General features: G+C 42.6%; 10 protein-coding genes. 2 read left to right on the top strand and 8 right to left on the bottom strand.

From position 1 onward, the window contains the following. Nucleotides 1-345 precede the first annotated feature (345 nt). Complete coding sequence (locus FPZ44_RS27020) at nt 346-4,860, top strand: S8 family serine peptidase (RefSeq protein ID WP_144988973.1); 4,515 nt, start codon at nt 346-348, stop codon at nt 4,858-4,860. 359 nt (nt 4,861-5,219) lie between these two features. Further along, nucleotides 5,220-7,487: a S8 family serine peptidase gene (locus tag FPZ44_RS07750; protein ID WP_144988969.1), complete on the top strand. Its 2,268-nt coding sequence runs from the start codon at nt 5,220-5,222 to the stop codon at nt 7,485-7,487. Between the two features lie 139 nt (nt 7,488-7,626). On the opposite strand, the gene FPZ44_RS07745 is transcribed toward FPZ44_RS07750, so the two are convergent. The 8 genes from FPZ44_RS07745 to FPZ44_RS07710 all read right to left on the bottom strand — a co-directional run bounded on the left by FPZ44_RS07745 (nt 7,627) and on the right by FPZ44_RS07710 (nt 21,601). Further along, complete coding sequence (locus tag FPZ44_RS07745) at nt 7,627-9,489, bottom strand: ABC transporter ATP-binding protein (protein ID WP_144988966.1); 1,863 nt, start codon at nt 9,487-9,489, stop codon at nt 7,627-7,629. Further along, a complete protein-coding gene (locus FPZ44_RS07740; RefSeq protein WP_144988963.1) occupies nt 9,486-11,258 on the bottom strand; it encodes an ABC transporter ATP-binding protein in 1,773 nt (590 codons plus the stop codon). The genes FPZ44_RS07745 and FPZ44_RS07740 overlap by 4 nt, the downstream gene beginning before the upstream one ends. 272 nt (nt 11,259-11,530) lie before the next feature. Continuing rightward, nucleotides 11,531-15,325 (bottom strand): dynamin family protein, encoded by a 3,795-nt coding sequence (locus FPZ44_RS07735; protein ID WP_186785951.1) that lies wholly within the window; start codon nt 15,323-15,325, stop codon nt 11,531-11,533. Nucleotides 15,326-15,442: 117 nt separating this feature from the next. After that, complete coding sequence (locus FPZ44_RS07730) at nt 15,443-15,715, bottom strand: NAD/NADP transhydrogenase alpha subunit (RefSeq protein WP_144988957.1); 273 nt, start codon at nt 15,713-15,715, stop codon at nt 15,443-15,445. A 32-nt stretch (nt 15,716-15,747) separates the two neighbouring features. Continuing rightward, a complete protein-coding gene (gene nth / locus FPZ44_RS07725; RefSeq protein WP_144988954.1) occupies nt 15,748-16,413 on the bottom strand; it encodes an endonuclease III in 666 nt (221 codons plus the stop codon). Nucleotides 16,414-16,553: 140 nt separating this feature from the next. Beyond that, the gene (locus tag FPZ44_RS07720; protein ID WP_144988952.1) at nt 16,554-19,301 is read right to left on the bottom strand and encodes an S-layer homology domain-containing protein; all 2,748 of its coding nucleotides are present in this window, start codon (nt 19,299-19,301) and stop codon (nt 16,554-16,556) included. 125 nt (nt 19,302-19,426) lie between these two features. Continuing rightward, nucleotides 19,427-20,014, bottom strand: coding sequence for a GerMN domain-containing protein (locus FPZ44_RS07715; RefSeq protein WP_144988949.1), 588 nt, complete (start codon nt 20,012-20,014; stop codon nt 19,427-19,429). A 72-nt stretch (nt 20,015-20,086) separates the two neighbouring features. Continuing rightward, nucleotides 20,087-21,601 carry an N-acetylmuramoyl-L-alanine amidase family protein gene (locus FPZ44_RS07710; RefSeq protein WP_144988945.1) on the bottom strand — a complete coding sequence of 505 codons (1,515 nt, stop codon included), beginning with the start codon at nt 21,599-21,601 and terminating at the stop codon, nt 20,087-20,089. Between the last annotated feature and the right edge of the window lie 87 nt (nt 21,602-21,688).

Genomic DNA, 21,688 nt, shown 5'->3' with positions numbered 1-21,688 from the left:
TTTTTCCAATCAATATCTTTACATTACCTATTTCCTTGAAACAATGCAAACATAACCAGTTCATTCCATTTGACAAAAAACATGCTTTTTCTTCATTTTTCGTCTAACTTGTCGAACGAAATTCAGGACTTTTTTCTATATAATTAGGAATATAATCCATGTACACTGGTCAATTCTCACATTAAAATAGGAAGTATTACCTCTTAGACAAGCACACCTTAGAATCGTACTCAGTTAGTTGCAGTTCACTTCACCCTCGAAAGGAGGTTCTGCGCTTTCCTTCATGCCTCACTGTTCTAACTCTATCATCGTATTATAACCCCATTTATTGAAGGAGGATTTTATTTGAGTACAACTTCCTACCGCAAAACATTAGCTACATTTATGAGCATAACACTGACTGCAAGCCTATTGTTTCCAACTTTAGCAGCAGCTGAGCAAGCAGGGCAACCTTCCAAGCAGTCAGAAATTGAGATAATTAAAAACTTAAAGGTAGCATCCAAACTACCACAGGACACCAAGTTACAATTACCAAAGTTAGAACCCCAAAATTATTTGCCTCAAGCTTATTCCGAAAGCAATCAGCCAATCACTGTTATCGTAGAACTTCAAACAGAGCCTGTGAAAGTTCAACAGACTCAGCAAAACCCTGGAATTCTATCGAATGATGAGGACACAATTCAACAATTGCAAGTTGAACAAGCACAATTTAAATACGCGCTCCAATCCGAGTTAAACGGTAAAATTAATCGACAATTCTCACAAGTATTCAATGGCTTTGCAGTCGAGATTAACGGTCAGCAAGTAAATGACCTACTTAAACTACCTGGTGTAAAAGCGATTTATCCAAACCAGACCTTCTATGCATTGCCATTCCAAGATGAAGCGAACGTGAATCCATTTATGGATGAATCGTCTAAGCATATTGGTGCCCCAGTGTATTGGAATGCTGGTGTTACAGGTAAAAACATTAAGGTCGGCGTACTCGATACAGGGGTTGATTACAATCACCCAAGCTTAAAGGATGCCTACAAAGGCGGATATGATGCTATCGACAACGATAACGATCCTTACGAAACTAAGCCTAATCCGGCCAAACCACCAAGAAACGGTAGAAACGTGGAAACCTCTCATGGAACACATGTCTCCGGAACGATTGTAGGACGAGGAAATCCCGATATCCCTAACTATGATAAAGGCTGGGTGCGCGGTGTTGCTCCGGAAGCCGATTTGTATGCTTATCGCGTACTTGGTGAATATGGTGGCGGTACAACCGCTTCCGTCATCGCAGGTATCGAGCGAGCGGTTCAAGATGGTATGGACGTTCTGAATCTGTCCTTAGGCTCACCTACTAACTTCGAATATACCGCAGATTCCGTAGCTGCTAACAATGCTGCTATTGTAGGAGTCCCCGTAGTTATTTCGAACGGAAATTCAGGCCCTAACGGTTATACCGTTGGTAGTCCAGGTGCTGCGCATCAAGCGATTTCTGTCGGCGCATCTACACCACCACTAAAAGCTGCTAATTTCCACGGCGTTGGTACAACTGCTATTCACGGTAATATTGCTACATATGAGAAGTTCCTACAAGAGAATCAAGAGCTTGAGGTCGCTTTCGCGGGACTTGGTAAAACTTCTGATTTTACAAGTAAAGATGTTAAAGGAAAGCTGGTTCTTATCTCCCGCGGAGAGATTACATTTGCTGAAAAAGCGCTTAATGCTACAGCTGCAGGTGCCGCTGCCGTTCTTATTCATAACAATGCTGACGGCGAGCTAAGCCCATCTGTACCTGATCCTAAATCCGTTCCTACATTCGGTATTACGAAGAAAGATGGAGAAGCGATTAAAGCGAAGCTCGCTGCTGGAACAACAAAGCTAAAATACCAAACAATTACCGAAAAGGACCTAGTGGCTGGCTTTAGTTCACGCGGCCCTGCTTTGCCGGGATATGCGATTAAACCTGATATTCTCGCACCTGGTGTAGCGATCCGTTCCTCTGTCCCAGCCTTTGACGGCAAGTACGAAAAAGCTTATGAAGATAACAATGGTACAAGTATGGCCGCTCCTCACATCGCTGGTGTCGTAGCCCTATTGCAGGAAAAAGCCGAGAAGGAACAAAAAGAATTAAATCCAGATCTGATCAAGTCACTCATTACGAATAACGCAGTTTCTGTCAAAACACGCGAAGGTCAAACCTATGATATTGCTTCACAAGGTGCAGGTCGTGTGGACCTTCCTAGAATACTAAAAGCAGAGGCCGTTGCTTCAGTAGGTTACACGACAGATGCAACAAAAGATTATGTACCTGATGATTATTCCACTGGTAGTGTTTCATTTGGACAGGTAAATATCGGTGCAGCATCTGAAAAGCAAGTAACACTTAAAGATATTGCCAACAAAGGCCAAGTGTATGATGTTTCTCTAGAAACAATTAGCGGGTCCCCAAATGTTACAGTAACTGCGGATCAAACACAGGTGAACCTTCTAGCTGGCGCTCAAGCTTCATTCAAACTTACGCTGAATGTGCCTGCTAATGCTGCCAAAGGTGTATATGAAGGGGCTGTATTACTAAAAGAAACAACCAGCAATCATACATTACGTCTCCCATACAGCGCTTATGTTGGTGACGATTATGTTCTGCCATCAGTACCTACTGTCACTCCTTCTAAACTTTTCTTCTCTCCAAATGGAGATGGCGTGCAAGATGTTATTGATGTTGAGTATGGGGTTGCTGAAAAAGTAAATCAATTAGCTATCAGTGTGGTTGATGCTGTTTACAACGAACAAGGTACGATTCTAGAATCAAATGGCAGTGTCAATAAAGGATATTATGAATTCAGCAAATGGAATGGAACAGTGAAGAAAGACAATGCATCCGTTTCGCTTAAAGATGGTTTCTATTATTTAGTTCCTAAAGTCGATTCTAAGCTTTTACTAAATGCTAGAAGTGGACTTATTGTAGATAAAACAGCTCCAGTTTATAAATTAAATGAAATCGGAGTAATTCAAGGAAAGCCTACTCATGGTAAGATTAGTGGTACAATCGATAGCGATTTACTCATCGATCTACTACCTGCAACAGAACCACTTAAAAATATCATTGGTGTACAACTAGCAGTTATCAATCCAGATGGTAGTGCGAGCATTATTGCGGGTGAAGTTCATAACAATGGTGATTTCACCGTAGATGTGCCATTAAAGTCTGGCGCGAATGTTCTGGGGTTATTTGTACACGATCTGGCTGGAAACGGACAGACTGACCCACAAATTATTGAATTTGATTATGAGCCTGACTCACCAGCACTAGGAGCCGTTTCATCTGCTTCTGAAGTTAAGGTCGGAGATACGTTCCGCGTAGATGTAAAGGTTACAGCTACAGAGGCTGTTTATGCAGCTAACTTTAGCGTCTTGTACGATAAAAAGTTTGAGTTAGAACTTAGTAATATTCAGCAGAGTGTAACGTTGGCCACCTATCAACAGCAACATAATCCTGGTGTACCGTTATCGATCCAATCAAACATTGTTGATTTTGGTCCTAATAAAAAGAGACTCGATTATGCAGTAAGCCTTTCTAATGGGGCTGCTAAAGGTGTCGATAATCTAGTTAGCCTAACGTTCAAAGCAAAAGAAGCAGGCACTTATTTATTCGATGTCCAAAACATTAAGTTGTTAAGTTCAGCTAATAAAATAGAGGCTGCTGTACCTTTTGCACCTATCTTAGTAAAAGTAGTAAAACCTACACCTGAAAAACCAAATCCAGGTAACAGTTACTCAGGCGGCGGATTCTACCCTTCCACACCATCTGGTACAAAACTTAATGCAGGAACTTTAACTGAGTCAACCAAAGAAAGCAAGAAGAACGGTGTCTTAACGGTAGAAGATAGTGTAATTAAAGCTCAATTGGATAACAAAGACGTGAAACAAGTTCAGCTTGATGTATCTGACTTGGACTTCACGAAATATGAACAAGTTGAGCTGCGCCTATCCAATGCTATTGCTAAAGCTTTAGTTGATTCGAAGAAAGCACTTCGTATTAACGGCACTACACTAGATATCCAAGCTTCCAACGAAACATTGGGCGAGCTTGCAGATACGGACGGCATTAAGTTCATTGTATCTCAAAAGAACAATGCTTCCACATCTGCTATCGCTGGGGTGAATCACTCTGCACCAACTTTGAAGATTTCAACAAACAAGCAAACATGGAAAACACCATTACTTGTTGGTCTCAAAATCGATACAGCGGTTAAAGATCCACGTAAAGTAGGTGTTTACGACGCAACTTACAGCGACAAACTATCTTACTTGAATGCTGGTCTTAAGCCAGCGACAGGTTATCTACATGTTAATGTAGATAAATCTGGCACTATCTTCACATTGGGTTCTTATGAAAAATCTTTCTCTGACCTTGCGAAGCATTGGGCAAAAGATCGTATCGAAGTGCTTGCGGCTCATCATTTGATCGCAGGCAAGACGACTCCTAACACATTCAAACCGAACGACAATGTAAATCAGGCTGAATGGCTGTCCTTGTTGGATCGTTTACTTGGCTCATCATTGAAGTGGAATGATCGTGCGAAAGAAAAAGGCGCATTCACGAATCTTACTCGTGAACAAGTTACTGTATTGCTTGTTCAAGCGTTGAAAGCCGATCTTAAATCAACGACGAAAAAACTTACTTTCAAAGACAGCAACAAAATTAACGTTGATGCTCAAGCTTCAATTGCTTATGCAGTAGAACAAGGCTTTATCCGCGGCACAGACAAAAATCTATTCAACCCTAAAGCACTAGTAACACGTGCTGAAGCTGCTGCTATTCTTCATCGTGTATTGGAGCATTTGCAACACCAGCATAAGTAATTTTTAAACACTGTCAACAAAAAAGAGGCTATTCCTCGTAGAATTTCTACGAGGAATAGCCTCTTTTCTTTTCCTGATTGTTGTCGAATAACACCAGCACAAGCTACTGATTCGCCCCGCTTAACGATACAAATATACTCTTACCACGACATGTAAAAATTCAATTATCTCTATATTCGAATTAGCTGTATACATATGAATCACTTACATCTTTATCTTTAATATAAACGTGTTTCATCACTTACTAATGAGGGTAATTAATTTCCAGGACTCTGATTACCTGTACCCTGTTTCGCCCTAGTGAATACGCCTCATTCATTAAACACTTATTGAGAACAAGATAATAGGAGGACATATTTATGAGTCAAACAAAAAACAAATGGTATTGGAAACTATTAAGTATTAGCTTATGTATTGGAATCCTACTCCCCCCACCCAGCCTATCTGCATTTCAACGATCGCGAATCCCGCTACCCGATCTATCAACGGAGCCTAAAAGTTATGTAACAAGCTACGACAAAACGAGCAATGCGCCAATTACCGTTCTTGTTGAATTACATAGTGAGCCGTTGAAAGTATACGACAACAAAGTAAAAGATAAACTCACCCTACGTTCGCAATCTTATACGCAACAAATAATAAGTGAGCAAGCTGATTTCAAACAATCGCTGATCCAAAGCTCACAAGCAAAAATTAATCATCAATATGTACAAGTGTTTAACGGTGTATCTATTCAACTTCCACAGCATGAAGTAGATCAATTACTGCAGCTGCCACATGTGAAAGCGATTTATCCGAATCAAACTTTTCATGAAGTGCCATTAACATTAACGAATTCAGAAGCTAAGCTGCAAAACTTGGCATCCGATACAACGCTAAGCCAAGATATAATTGGACTCTCTGAACTTTGGAAATTAGGTTATAAAGGAAAAGGAATACGTATCGGGATCATTGATTCTGGCGTCGATTATCGCCATCCAAGCTTAGCCAAGGCTTATCGAGGAGGATATGATTTCGTTGATAACGATAACGATCCAATGGAAACAATGCCTCTGCCTGACCTTACAGCTGAAGAAAATGCGAAATACGCGACGGTGCATGGGACATTCGTAGCTGGTGTATTGGTAGGTCGCGGTAACCCAAGCACACCAAATGGTCCGTACGGTTCTGTTCGTGGAGTTGCACCTGAAGCAGAGCTCTACGCTTATCGCGTTCTTGGTCCTTATAAAAAAGGCACAACCGAACATATCGTTGCGGCGATTGAACAAGCTGTAAAAGACGACATGGACATCATCAATCTATCTTTAAGCGGCGAAAGCAATTCACAATATACAGCAGACACAGTCGCTTTAAATAACGCTGCTATGGCAGGTGTGATTGCGGTAACCTCTAATGGCAATCGCGGCCCAAATGAGTATAGTGTCACCCACCCAACTGGTGCACATCAAGCAATTGCTGTAGGGGCATCCACAAGTACAAGCATCGATCAACAGCAGGTTGCAGCCTTTAGCTCTCGTGGACCATCATTGCCAGATTACGAGATTAAGCCAGATCTATTAGCTCCCGGCACGAAAATTCGTTCGACGGTTCCTTCATGGAATGGGGACTATTCCAATGCCTACAAAGAAACGAATGGAACGAGTATGGCTGCTCCGCATGTCGCCGGCACTGCAGCGCTGCTCTTGAACAAAGCAGAAATAGAAGGCAACTATTATGAACCAGGAGAAATCAAATCCATACTTATGAATAATGCAGTACCGCTTGCAGATACAGCTGGAACACGGTACAAAGTCTATGACCAAGGAGCAGGCCGATTATCCATTCCGAACATACTGCAAGCTGAAGCAGTTGCACTCATACAAGCAACAACCGATGTTACAAATAGCGCTCAACCTGATGAGTATTACACAGGCAGCCTTTCTTTTGGACAAGTTATCCCTGGTGCGAACGTGCAACGTGAACTGCTGCTTAAAGATATCGTAGATACAGACCAAATGTACAACATAAACATCCAATTTGATGAACCAAACCACCATATAGCAAAACCTAGCAACGAGGCTTCTGAACAACAGAACTACAAGTCAGCTGTCACTATATCAACAAATGATACATCCATCCCATTACATGCTGGACAACAAGCTTCTATTTCGATTCACCTACACGTACCTCCATATGCAAACGAAGGAAGCCACTTTGGACACATTATCCTTACAGAAGCGACAAGCGGACACATCTTGCGAGTTCCCTTCAGTATGCATATTGGAGACCTGTATACGCTGCCACCCATCTTTTCGCTTAAAATGACACCAAATGTATTAAACACAAACCAGCAGACAGCAAATATTGAGTATAGTGTACGTGAATCTATAGAATATTTGAATGTAAGTGTTCAACATGCAGTATACGGAGATATGGGCTCTATCCAAGAGCGAACTGATATCACAAAGCGCGGACACTATGAAATACGTAATTGGGACGGAAGCGTGATAAAAGACGGTAACAAAGTGCATCTATCTGACGGAGAATATAAAATGATCCCCATCGTAGGAAGCCATCAAACACCGCTCCCGCTTGCCACAACAGCGATCTCATTTACGATAAACCGTGGCATAATCGCATTACAGTAAACAATCACGATTAATGTAATAAAAAATCTCTATACGTAAAAGAAGCTGCTCCTCACCCGCCGATTGGGTTAGAACAGCTTCTTTTTTATAAGATTCTACTTAGTCTACTTCGCAATGGTAGGTTACGCTCAATACATGATTACATGTATTTAAATTGTGCTGCTACTAAACCATAATACGTACCTTGTGTATCCATGAGCTGATCATGCGTGCCTTGTTCTTGAATAACACCTTGATTCAGTACAATAATACGATCGCAATCTCGAATCGTGGACAAACGATGAGCGATGATGAAGGACGTGCGCCCCTTAAGCAACGTTTTCAACGCATTTTGAATTTTAATTTCCGTATCGGTATCAATACTTGCTGTCGCCTCATCCAAAATAAGAATTCTCGGATCTGCGAGCAACGCTCTAGCAAACGACAACAACTGCCGCTGCCCCATAGAAAGGGCACTACCTCGCTCCTGCACTTCTGTATCATAGCCCATTGGCAACTGATCGATAAACTCATGAGCATGTACGGACCTTGCAGCTGCTTCCACTTCCTCATCTGTTGCATCTAGCCGACCAAAGCGAATGTTGTCGCGGATCGTACCTGAGAATATAAACGTATCCTGCATTACGATACCGATCTGCGTCCGCAAGCTATTCAACTGCACATGGCGAATATCTTGACCATCAACCAGTACACGCCCCTCTGTAGGGTCATAGAAACGACTGATTAAGCTAATAATCGTCGTTTTGCCTGAGCCTGTATGACCAACAAGGGCGATGGACTGCCCTGCTTCCACATCGAAGGAAATATTACGGATTGCTGGACGGCCTGCTTCATATTCAAACACTACGCTATCGAGCTGAATGTCTCCTTTAACAACAGGAAGCTGCTTCGCTTGTTTATTTTCGTCCACATTGGGCTTCTCATCCATAAATTCAAATATGCGCTCAGAGGAAGCCATAGCAATCAACATTTGGGAATACATCATACCAAGACGGTTAATCGGCTCCCAGAAGTTCCCCACATATTGAGCAAATGCGAACAATACCCCAACTGTGATAGCTCCAACTTGGATTAAATGAGAACCATACCAGAATAAAATAAATCCACCGATCGCGCTCGTCACTTCAATAATTGGACTGAATGTCTGATTCATCATGGAAGCACGGTCGAAAGACGCTTTATTGATGCGGTTCATTTTATCAAAAAACTTCATATTCTCTTGTTCTTGCGCATAAGCCTGTGTCACTCGCATCCCTTGAATCGCTTCATTCAAATGAGAATTTATGCGAGACTGCTTAATTCGAACATCCTGCCAAGCCATCCGAATATGGCGGCGCAAACGAGTAGATACAACGAACATAATCGGTACGGTAATCATAACCGCAATCGCCAATTTCACATTCAAGAACATTAATATAATGACGATTCCCACCAATTGGAGCAAATCAACTAAAACGTTTATAGCTCCGTTCGTAAACAAATCTTGTAACGAGTTCACATCATTCGTAATACGTACAAGCACGGAACCTGCAGGACGCTTATCATAGAAACGGAAAGACAGCGTCTGAATATGCTTGAACAAATCGGCACGCAAATCATAAATAATACGTTGGCCAATCATACTCATGAACTTAATGCGATATGTATTTGCAGCCCATTGTACAATGTACAAGCCAAGTATCGTACCAGCCACAATATAAAGCATTCTCAAGGATGGGTCCATATCCTTTGGCGCAATGGCCGAGTCAATCGCATAACTAATGAGAAACGGTATCGACAACTTCGTCAGTGTATCCACTATGATAAGTACGATCAATGCAGGAAGCAGCTGACGCTTGTACGGGCGCATATACGCGAACAACCTGCGCATTTGAGCCCAGTTAAACGGTTTCTCAATCAGCTCATCATCTGGATAATAAAATCGTGAAGGTTGTTGTTTCACCTCATTGGCATGCGCTGCTGATTCATGCTCTGTAGATGATGCATTTGCTGCGGTTCTCATGAGCTCACCTCACTATAAACCCCTTGTTTCGCAAGGTTTAAATAATCTGCATATTGAATATGATACGTATCTTGATACATACCTGACTGCTGAATAAGCTCCTCATGTGTTCCACGCTGAACAATTTTACCTTTATCCAAAATGAGAATTTCATCAGCATGTCGCAGTGAAGAAATCCGATGGGCAATAATAAATACGGTACGCCCCTTCATCACTTCTTGGAAACCAGCTTGGATGGAATGCTCCGTCTCCATGTCGACTGCACTCGTAGCATCATCCAGCACTAGAATTTTAGGATCACACAACATTGCACGCGCTATCGCAATACGCTGCTTTTGACCTCCTGACAGCCCAAGTCCGCGTTCACCAACTAGCGTATCATATCCTAATGGCAGCTCCATAATAAAGTCATGTGCTTGAGCCAGCTTCGCAACGCGAATAATTTCATCCATACTTACATCATTACGGCCATATGCGATATTATTTCGTATCGTTGAAGAGAACAAGAACGTTTCTTGAAATACAATTGCAACTTGACTGCGCAAACTTGTAATTTCAATATCCTTGATATTTCTACCATCTAGCGTTATAGCTCCCTCATTCACATCATAAGCTCGCATAAGCAGCTGAATAATCGTAGACTTACCAGCCCCCGTGCCTCCCATCAAGCCAATTACTTTACCTGGGGTAGCATTAAAGTCAATCTGGCTCACTGCCTCTGCATCTTCCTCATATTTGAAAGAAACATTGTGGAATTGTACATGCCCTTCCACCTTATTGCCATCCAACACATAAGTAGTATCGCTGTTTTGGATGTCTATATGGGAGTTTAATAATTCCAATATGCGCTCCCCAGAGGACTTCGCTTGCGTATAGTTGTTAATATGAAACCCAATTCCCCACATCGGGCCAATGATGTACCATATCATACTGAAAAATGCGACTAGTTCCCCGAGAGACAACTGTTTCTTTATTACCATGGTTCCACCTACAGTAAGAAGCAGAACAACACATAATAAAGATAGAAGCTCCATTACCGGAAAATATCCACCCCACAGGTTGGCTGCGCGAAGCTGATTATTTTTGTACGCCTCATTGCGGCTTGAGAATTTATCCACTTCATGTCTTTCTCGTGCGAATGATTTTACAGTACGCATCCCTGTTATGTTTTCTTGAACTGCTGTGTTAAGCTCACTGAACGTCTGTCGCATCTCTTGAAAGGCAGGATGAATTTTGGCTTGGAACTTGGATACCGTAAAGACGAGTATTGGCATCGTAACCATTGTAATCAAAGTGAGCTGCCAATTGAGCGACATCATCATCGCAGCTCCAAACACAACCATTAAGAACAGATTCAATAATTGCGCAAAGCCGAATCCAATAAACAATCGTATTCCTTCCAAATCAGCAGTTAGCCTTGACATTAAATCACCGGTACGTGCTTTGTCATAGTACCGATAAGATAACGTTTGCAACTTCTCATAAGAAGCGTTTCGCATCTCATAGGCAACATGATTGGCTACTCTTCCCCCTAGAAATCCGTGCAGGAACTGCATCGAACCTTTTAGCAGTACGACGAGAACTACTCCTCCCGCCAGCCAAGGGACCCAATGAAACTGTTCCTTTCCAATGACATCATCGATAAGGATGCGCAGCAAGTTAGGATAAACAAGACCAAGCGCAGTTGCTACCACTAAGCATAACAGTGATCCCAGTATCATTTTCCTTTGTGACCAATAGTACGGACGTAATTGACCAAAAATATTCATGACAACCTCCCTCCTCCTACTCCTGTGTTATGTATTATCGGAGTTTAACACCAGCTTGTAGCAACAGCAAAACGCGCATTATCTCATATTTAAGCGGAATATGCGAAATAGAGAGATTTTGCATATATATACCCATATATTTCTTTTAATTCATTGTATTTTCTCAGATAATATCCAGTTTCCTTCAATATGCACAAACTGCCCCGATATATCGGGGCAGCAGTTCAAGCGATTCATATCAAATAAATATAAGAATGACAAAAAAGATATTTTTATACGCTCATTTCGCGCTGACGATTCACTTGCTGAATAGCATCTTGAAGCACTTCAAGCGATATTGTATCCGAAGTAACGGAACACAAACGGTTATAGTGTGCATGCCATACTTCTCTCGCTTCATTTTCTAGTTGAGTCATTTCATTCTGGAAGCAAGATGTTATATGCGAAATGAGCATCTGCTGCATGTTATGCACCTCAATCTTCATTGCTTCCATGCACATCACTTCCAAATGCTGTTTCAAACTATCACGCCCACCCGCTTCAAAGAAATGCTTCGCGTTCTTATACCATTTACGAAGCTCTTTGACTTCCATCTGAAGTTGAGGCAGCTTTGCTTCTACATGAGGTGTAGTCCAAGAATCCAATGGAGGCCACTCGTAAACATATCCTTCGAACCTTGCCATCATAAAGGAGGAAGCATCTCCAATATGCTGAACGATGAGCCGCTTTGCATGCTGTTCTAGGCGTAAACTTGTAGCCAATACTTCATTCGTCAACTCTACTTCCAAATGCCGTCTCCAATCTTGGAATGCGAGCCGTAATGCGAGATCAAGATCCGATTGATCAGCTCGCAGCGATGCCGGATTGAAAGCATAGGCAAATCCATCATTGAAACGATATTGAATACGCTGACGAACGTGATACAGCAACTCTTCACATTCTTGGGTCATAGATCGGCTTTCATCCGTTTCAGCCAGTAAATTCAATTGGTGTTCAACTTCTGACCAAGATTGAGCAATTTGTTGCTGTTGCTGTTCCCGATCTGCTGCATTAGATAACAGTGCCCGCTCCAAAGCTTGCAATTGCCCATGTGCCCGCTGTATGTCAGCATAAGCTCGCTCCATACTCATCGCAGCTAGTTCATTCACAGCAAATGACATAAACCGTTCTTCAAACGCTTCAAAGCCAGCGGCACGGATCTGGGCTTTATCATCTGCCAATTTACCCTCAAGTGCACGTAAACTGGACACTGCATTCAATCTTGGCGAACGAATTCCAAACTCCAGCAACCTGCCTTCTACATAGGTCATGACACTTTCCAACTCGTCCTTACTTGCGGCGAGATCTGCTGCATTAACGATAAAGAACATCTTATCCATTTCGAATGCATCTTTAACTCGACCGAGCTGCGTAAGAAACTGTCGATCTGCTTGAGAGAAGGCATGATTATAATAAGTAACAAATAAAATCATGTCCGCATTTTTGATATACTCAAAGGCTACTCCTGTATGTCGTGCATTAATAGAATCCGCACCAGGCGTATCCACGAATACGAAGCCTTGACGTGTCCATTCACAGTCATACATATATTCAATATGTTCAACAAAAGCAGAACGAGATTCATCTGCTACATAAGATCGATATTCAGCTTCCTCAACAAGTATTTCTTTACCTATATGTTCTTTAACATGGGCATAGCCTGTCGATATAGCTTGTATAAAGCTGTAATGCGGGCGTCCAGAAGGATGCAGCATGTCAGGATTCCAACGCGATAATGAAGCTATAGCTTCCTCTAACGAATAATGAACTGCGTTAGCATCGCCCATTTGTACCAAAGCATAGCGCATATCTTCCAAAAGTCGCTGCTCGCTCTTTAATCGAATCAAAGCAGTGCCATGAGGCCGCTCTGCCGTTGGCGCAGTAATCGTATTAATTGCTGCGGTCGTTGGATTAGGCGATACTGGCAGCGCATTAGCACCAATAAGTGCGTTAGCAAACGATGACTTACCTGCGCTAAATGCTCCGAATAACGCGACTGTAAAGCGGTTATTCGAAAGCCGCTCCGCTTTGTTGCGATAGTCAGCAGCGAGCGCGGACATTGAATCGATACGCTCCAATTGCTTTGAAGTTGAACGCAGCGCTTCTACAGCAGCAGCAATGCCGCTCCGCACATTAGCTGGTTCCAACACCGGCGCTGCGGCATATGCTTGCCCCTCTGCGGCTTCAGCCTGTAGCTTCGTATCCGTGCTGACAGATGTAATATACATTTCATCTGCATGTGCCATCTGCTCTGACACTCCGCCCTCAGCATATTGCTCATCAAGCTCATTCCGTCTCGCTTCAATTAACTTACAAGATTGATCTCTAACATAATGAATAACGTGCTGAAGCAACTGCAAATCATCTTTTGCTTCACTGCCACTACTATTATGTTTCAACTGTGCTTGCAACTGATTCACTTTTAACTTCACTTCGTTTAAACGAGCTTCCAATTGATGCAAGGCGGCGAGTTGCTGTTTCATATGTTCAAACTGCTCTTCTTGCTGATGAATCAATTCCGAATCTCTATCGCTTATTTGTTCAAACAACTTATCAGAACCTGCAAGCACCGTGCGCCGCACTGCCGCTTTCATCTCTTCAGCACGAGATAAGCAATAATTCATCGTATATTCGCCGCTGCCTGCTGAAGACTCCTGTACATGCTGTTTAAGCATATCACTTGTAAAATGAGGCAACTCATCCTCTAGCACTTGAACAGATAGGCGCTCATCCGCTCCTGCTTCACGAGCAAGCGTGCGATACATAGGCAGCAAATGCGCATATACATGTGCACGCAGTTCTTCATTCCATTTTGCAGTAAGCTGCTCTAGACGGCGCTCCCGCTCCGCTTCTGTCTTTGCTGCAGTAAAGAGGAGTCCAACCTTGAAGCCAGGCTTACGACTGTCCAAATATTGCTGTGCTGCATCACGAAGTACAGCAGGAGTTAGAATTGCATCACGGAGCAGACGCGTTAGCGCTTGCATCCATTCATTTTGCTGTTTCGTGATCTGGCCCCGCAATTTCTCTAATTGAGATGCTGCTGCATCATACTCCCCTTGCAGCGCCTGTACAGCTTCTTTACCGCCAACTTGCTCTTCCCATTGCTCTCTTTCTTCTGCGATTGGCTGACTAGCCCACGCCTCATATTCTTTTACAATTTCCTGAGAGGCTCTTACCGCTCCAACTTGAACAAATGGTGCTCGATGTTCTACAAGTAAACTGAGCGCCGATTGCGCAGCCATCCACTCATTGCACGGATGCTCAGGCTGGCGCATTGATACATAATATATAGCTGCGGGTGCAATATTCCACGCTTGCAAGGCAGCTTCAACGCTATCACGATAGCTTTTGAATGACAGCTCTTGTTCACGATGTTTGTCAATTTGATTCACAATCCAAATGAGCGGCTTACCCGCATCTGCAACTTTTTTAGCAAAAGTAAAATTCAACTCAGATTGTACATGATTATAGTCCGTCACATAGACGACAACATCAGCCAGATGCAGAGCTGATTCTGTTGCTGCCCGGTGAGCATCGTCTGTAGAATCTACACCAGGCGTATCAAGCAATACAGCTCCTTGACGAAGCCATTCTACTTCTTCAAATAGAACGATTCGCTCGATCGCTTCTCCATCGCGGCAAGCGGCCTGCAACTGCGTCAGTGGAATCTGCTCAGCAGAGGTTCCGCCTTCAGCATTATGACGATATATCTCGGCACGACTCGTTCCATACCGCACTTCAACAATATTGGCACTTGTCGGTATCGGACTAGACGGGAGCAACGCTCTACCGCTTAGCCGGTTAATTACGGTGGACTTACCTGCAGAGAAATGACCGCACATCGCAATGTATATAGATTGCTCGCGCCATTTAGCAGCCACTTCTTTCATTTTAGATGATGCAGTAGAGTTTCCAGCCGCTTCGAGTTGAACAGCTAGATCTTCCAGCTGCTTATCGAAGCTTATTGAATCTATACCTGAATGTATTACGGATTGAAGCGTTTCTGAGATGCGATCCCTGTTATGCACAATACCCATTCCCCCATCTATAAGCTCCATGACTTTTAGCAAGACATGGTAATTCAATTTTTTGCATGAAAAAACCGAGTATGCTCGGCTTCCTCATTTTGCCTACAAACTCGGTTATTAGTGTACCATATTTTGTTCTTCTGGGAGAAGAATTTCAAACTGTTTAGCATGCTGTAGAATAATAATGCCTTGATTCTTGTCACGCATAACAACGACATTATTTTTCTGTTTCATCCGATCCACATATTGTTCAGGCACACTGCCTGCTCCATACACCGTTACGCCGTCCACTTCGATTTCCTCATCGTCTTGGACAGGTTGTTCCAGCAACTTCAAGTATATATCCGAGAATTGTTCGAAGTTATCCGTATATACTGAGATGCACTTCATTTCGATCGCCACCTATCCGTGTAAATAGTATATTATCCATTCTTTCTTCCTTTAGCCGCTTTCATACGCCCTTTGCCAAATTTACATATCTCTAGCAATGGACATACTTCACAGCGCGGGGACTGAGCTTTGCAGTGATATCTTCCAAAAAAAATAAGTCTATGATGCGTATCCGTCCATTCCTCTTTCGGGATTTTTCGCATAAGTTTCTTTTCAACTTCCAACACACTATCTTCATCATTAGCAAGGCCTAAGCGCTTAGATACACGCTCAACATGTGTATCAACTGCAATCGCAGGTACACCGAAAGCATTCGAAACTACGACATTCGCAGTCTTACGCCCTACTCCTGGCAATGTTGTTAATTGGTCGTGCTGACGCGGAACTTCACCATCATAACTCTCTAGTAGCATATGGCACAGTTTCTGAATGTTCTTCGCTTTATTTCGAAATAATCCAATTCGTCTAATATCCTGTTCCAATTCATCTAGAGGCACTGCAATATAGTCTTCTGGTCGCTTGTATTTGCGGAACAAATCAACTGTGACCTTGTTGACCATCTCATCGGTACATTGCGCAGATAGCAGAACCGCAATCGTCAACTCAAATGGATTGGAATGAATTAATTCACAATGCGCATCCGGGAACATTTCCCCAAACGTATCCAATATGCGGCGCACACGTGCGCTTGTTGCCATTTAAATCCCTCTCTTCTTTTCTTACCCAAGAATATATTATACCATGCTACAAGCTCTTATGGCTAGTAAATGTCGCTTAACTTCAAATAAAAAGTCAAAAGAGCTCGGTCTATGATGACCAAGCTCTTTCATTCGTTGAACTAGTTTTTCTCTACTTCAACAACTTTGCCATTCATAAGATAAACCGTAATACTGTCACCATTTTTAAATGATGACCAATTTAGTGTCTGACCTTTACTATGAACAACCGCTTCTGGCAAAACAATGAGGCGAGGCTGCGAGCCACTTACGCTAGAACGTTGTACAAACAATTCCTTTGTATTCGCATCATATTTCCAGAAGTTATGCTTTTCACCTTGCATCACCTTCAATACGGTGGTATTATTTGCATCTTTACGGATTTCGATACGTTCTCCTACTTGTAACGCCGATGGATTACTAGTTGTCGTACCATTCGCTGCAATAATGGTCACACCATTATTAATCGGATGAGTGGACGTCTGACCTTTGTAATCTTTGATCGTCACAATACCCGCATTTACATCAACCGCTTCAACACGCCCCGTATTTACTGCTACTTTGCGCAATTCTACCAAGCTTCGTCCATTAAAGACGGCATTGACAACTTCGTCTGTACGCAAGTCAGATACAGTAAGTTTTTCATTGTTAAAGCCGTATACAGGAACCGACAATACGGAATGCTCCTCAACTTGTCGACTTGTATCACGTAAAGTAACACGACCTGTTGATGTATTTACCGTCGCTACTTCGAACTGCTTGTAGGTACGCACAGCTAGCGACATCGCACTAGCCTGATCTTGGGATAGTACAATCATAACTTCTTGTCCTGGTTTCACATCAGCAAGTGTAGCACCACTTTTACCATACATATCGACCACAAAATAATTCGCCATATATGGAATCGTAATAATCTGATTATTAGCCAGCTTTAGTGTGATCATTCGTGAAGATGTACTCACATTCACTACTGTACCTTCATATTTATGAGCGAAGGAGACGAGGAGCACTTTGTCACCCGTAAATTGAATATTTACCTTGCGTTTCCCATTCAACATTGGAATAACAGCCGCACCTATAACACTATTACCGTCCAGCTCATACTTTGTATCATCTGTTAGATAGAAACTCTTTACGCCGATATTATCGGCAACGACCGTCAGTAATTTCTTCTCCGCATTATAGTATTCTACTTGAGCACCGATAAGCGTCTCTACTTTGCGGCTAAGCACCTCAATACGAGTAACCTTGTCCTCACCGTCAATGGTTAGTTTGACACGGTCTCCATATTCTCCAGCAAGCAAGTTATCCACGCTCGACTGTTTCATACCATTGATGACAACTTCAACATTGCTAGCGATCATCTTTGCTTCCAATCTGTTGTCGTCTTTCAAAATAGTAATGCTCGTCTTAGCAGGCCCCATCGCTTGAATCTTGCCGTCAATCGTATAGGAAGGAGAACTGTTTAACGTGATTCCAGTTATAACACTATTTTTAACTGTGAACGTAATCGGATCGTTCACTTTCAAATCTTCAAACTTAAATAGCTGGTTCGCATAACTAACGACAGCCTGCTCATCTACTCGGAATGTCTCGCTTGCACCATTTTCAAGTTTAACCGTTACATTGCGAGTCGTTTTATTAATTTCAGTGATGGTACCTTTAGCAGTCTTATTGACAGGACCTGATTTGACTTGAATTTCAAGCACACGACGATCTTCAGAGAACGTTTCACGCATAAGAGTCAATTCCGAATCTGCTGTCAGTTTGTCCACCGTGATTGTATTTCCGCTCGCATCTTTCAAAATCGTATTTTGCTCATATTTCACCTGCTGCAAATCTTCGCTGCCTGCTACTTTCAAATAGAGCTTATTCTCTGATGGAACCACATATTTCAATGTAGCTTGTACATTCTCAACCTGAGGCGCTGCATCTATCAACTCTACATAAGCCGCATTGTTAGCTTCTCCAATAACACGAACTTTTGTATAAGCTGGAATATCTTTAGCTGCAATAGGCTTAGCATTGCTGTAATATACCGTTTTCGCATCGACGCGATAGTTAACCCATTGATTGTCCTGATTAAACAAACGAATAGAGTTATCTGTTATACCACCGGAAATACCATGGTATTCATTCGCATATTGAATATCAAGCACGCTCTCACCACGGCTGAAGAATGAAGCGATTTGTGCACGAGTTACTATATCCTTTGGAAGGAAGCGATTTTTGTCCATGCCTGTCGCGAGCTTTAGATGTGTAGCCACATTCACATAGCCCAGCGCATTAGCAGAAATATCATTGTTATCTGCAAATGTCGTCGCTTGTTTCATGGCTTCTTGAGCGTCGGCATCTTTACCCATCGCGCGAACTAAGATTTTAGTAACCCATTCACGTGTAGCTTTCTGCTCTCCCCATGTTCCTTTTGCTTTTGGATCAAGTGCAGCTGCTTCTTCGGTCTTATTGATCAATCCCTTTTGGATGGCCAATGCTGCATATGGCTTAAAATGATTACCCACTTTAATACCTTCTGGAAGCACAACCTCGTCAGCATTCGGAAGCTCACTCTTCACATTCATATATTGTAGTGCTATCGTAATCGCTTCTTGTTGGGTAACAGGATCATCCGGACGGAATTTTCCATTGTATCCTTTCAAGATACCTAGTGCTGCTAGTTTATGTATATGAGCTTCACCCCAATGTCCTGACTTCAAGTCTGAAAACATGGGACTGAAACCGCTCGTTTTTGCTGTAGTCGCAGTTGAAGTAGTCTCAGCTGCCAATGCCGCAGGAACGGTTGACATCGTTAACGATAAAGCCAGTATCGCACTTGTTGCAATGCGGATCGGCTTACGAGTTTGATTTACCATGACGCATCTCCTTAATCTCCCAATTATCTAATCGTCCAAATATGTACTTATTCGACAACAACAGGGGCATCTCCTGCCCCTGTTGTCGATTGTCATACATATTTAACTACCCGTTAAACATCATTTTACGGTCGCTTGATTGGATGTTCCAATGTCACATGCCCCATCAAACTCTCTGTTGCTTGACCATCTATTAAAATATCAATTGCTTTCACATCTTCAAATTGGAACAATGTTTGAGTCAAAGCATCAAGTGCAAATTGCTCTCCGCCTGAACCAAGGTTTGCTCCTTCAGGAATATGAATGTCAATCGTTAACGTACCGTTATCGAACTTGTGAGACTTAAACTGAATTTGCTCCCACAATGCATACGTATTAGGCACGTCCGTTTTTTGCAATGCCGCTAGCACTGCATCAAATCTTTCCTTGTCAGTCGTGTAGGAGAACGATTTATCGTATGATTTCAATTCCATCAACTGATCGTCAGAAATATATACTTTAATCGTCTGTTCTTTTTTCTCTGGTTTTGGCGTTTCCTCTGGCTTCTGCTCAGGCTGCACAGGAGTCTGCTCACCCGTTGTTGGCGGAGGATTCTGACCGGTCGTCGCTGGCGGTTCTGCCGGAGCAGGCGCAGTCGACTTATTGCCGCAAGCAGATACGATGCTCATTGCAAGCACAAGCGTCGCTAGAATGATCCAGTTCCTACGTTTCATGTAACATGACCTCCTTTTATACCATATTAAACGTTTTTACATATGTTCAGGTTGCAAAATTATTAAGATGAATTATTTTACATTAAGATAATCTTTAATTCCATTAACAATTTGCCCTGCTACACGGTTTTGGAATTCCGCGCTGAACATCTTCTGCTCATCGCTTACATTCGTTAGGAAGCCTAGTTCTAACAGTACACCAGGCATTTTCGTGTTTCGAATAACGTGGAAGTTACCTTTCTTCACGCCTCGATCACGCATGTCCGTTCCGTTCATGATGTACTTATGCATTACCTCAGCAAGTGCTTTGCTTTCTGGACGATAATAATAAGTCTCGATACCATTCACACTAGGAACGGCAATACTGTTGCCATGGAAAGAAATAAACAAATCAGCATTTAAATCATTTGCGATCTTAACACGGTCCTTAAGCTCAAGGAATCTATCCTCTTCACGAGTCATTACCACATGGAAACGACTATCCTTGCGAAGGATCTCTGCTGTCTTCTTCGCCATTTGCAGGTTAAAATCCTTCTCGTAGCGTTTCTTGACACTTACAGCACCCGAATCATGTGCTCCATGACCTGCATCAAGAACGACTACATACTTGCCATCTGGACGTGTTGGTTTCGACGGATCAACTGGTGGTTTCACAGAGCCGCCTCCATCGCCACCACTGTTACCATTGTTGGAACCACCGTTATTATTACCTTGTCCTGTCCCATGCTCAAGAGTTATCGATACCAGACCTTGAGTAGATGTGCTCACACGATAACTGAGAGCTTGCGTTGCATCAATGACAAAGCGAACCGTGTTTGGAGAATTGCTGAAGAGTGAGAATCGAATTTGCTTCACATCTGGATAATCAGAAACCGAGAATGTGCCTTGTCCCATATGATCCTCGAACCCAAACTTCTCTCTAAACTGTTTTGAAAAGTTTGCTTTAGGAAAGTCTATAACGATGCGCTCTGGATTACTCATCGTCATAATCTTAGGTGTAACTTCTCGATCCAGAGCAACATGTAACGTGTTCTCATAGAAATTCATATCAATGACTTCAGTATCATCAGAATTCGGCTTACCAGTTGTATTGCCGTCCTCGCCTTCACCAGGCGTTGTAGGTGGCTCAGGCACTTCATTTCCACTTCCATCAGGTGTGAACAAATATACAGACTTCGTTTCGTTATCCCAATCAACTACCAGTCCGAACGTTTCACCAATAAATCGAAGCGGAACCAGGGTTGTCCCATTTACGACCTTAGGAGCTACAGCAAGATCAATCACTTGACCATTGACATATCCCTTTTTATGACCTACTTCCAAAGTAATATCTTTGTAGTTGTCAGAGATACGTACCTTCTGCTCCTTGCCTCCCTCCCAATTGACACGGTAACCCAGTTCTTCAGATACGACCCGAATAGGTACCATTACCACGCCTTGAATGATTTGAATCGATTCATCCGTATGTAAGGAACTCCCATCCAAGTATAAACGCGCTTCTGCTTGCGCTTGTGCCCAGCCTGGAATAACTAGACACATAATCATAACTAAGAACAAACCAACACTGAACTTTCTTTCTCGCTGCATCTTCACCTCTACATCCTTTCATGTTGTTCTGTCTCTTTGAACTTATGAGAACAATTTCAATGATACAGACGTAAGATTAGACGTGAA

The organism is Paenibacillus agilis, from assembly GCF_007786455.1.
Taxonomy (GTDB): Bacteria; Bacillota; Bacilli; order Paenibacillales; family Paenibacillaceae; genus Paenibacillus_B; species Paenibacillus_B agilis.
Note: the sequence above shows the minus strand (reverse complement) of the source record. Positions and strands in the feature narration are given on the sequence as shown.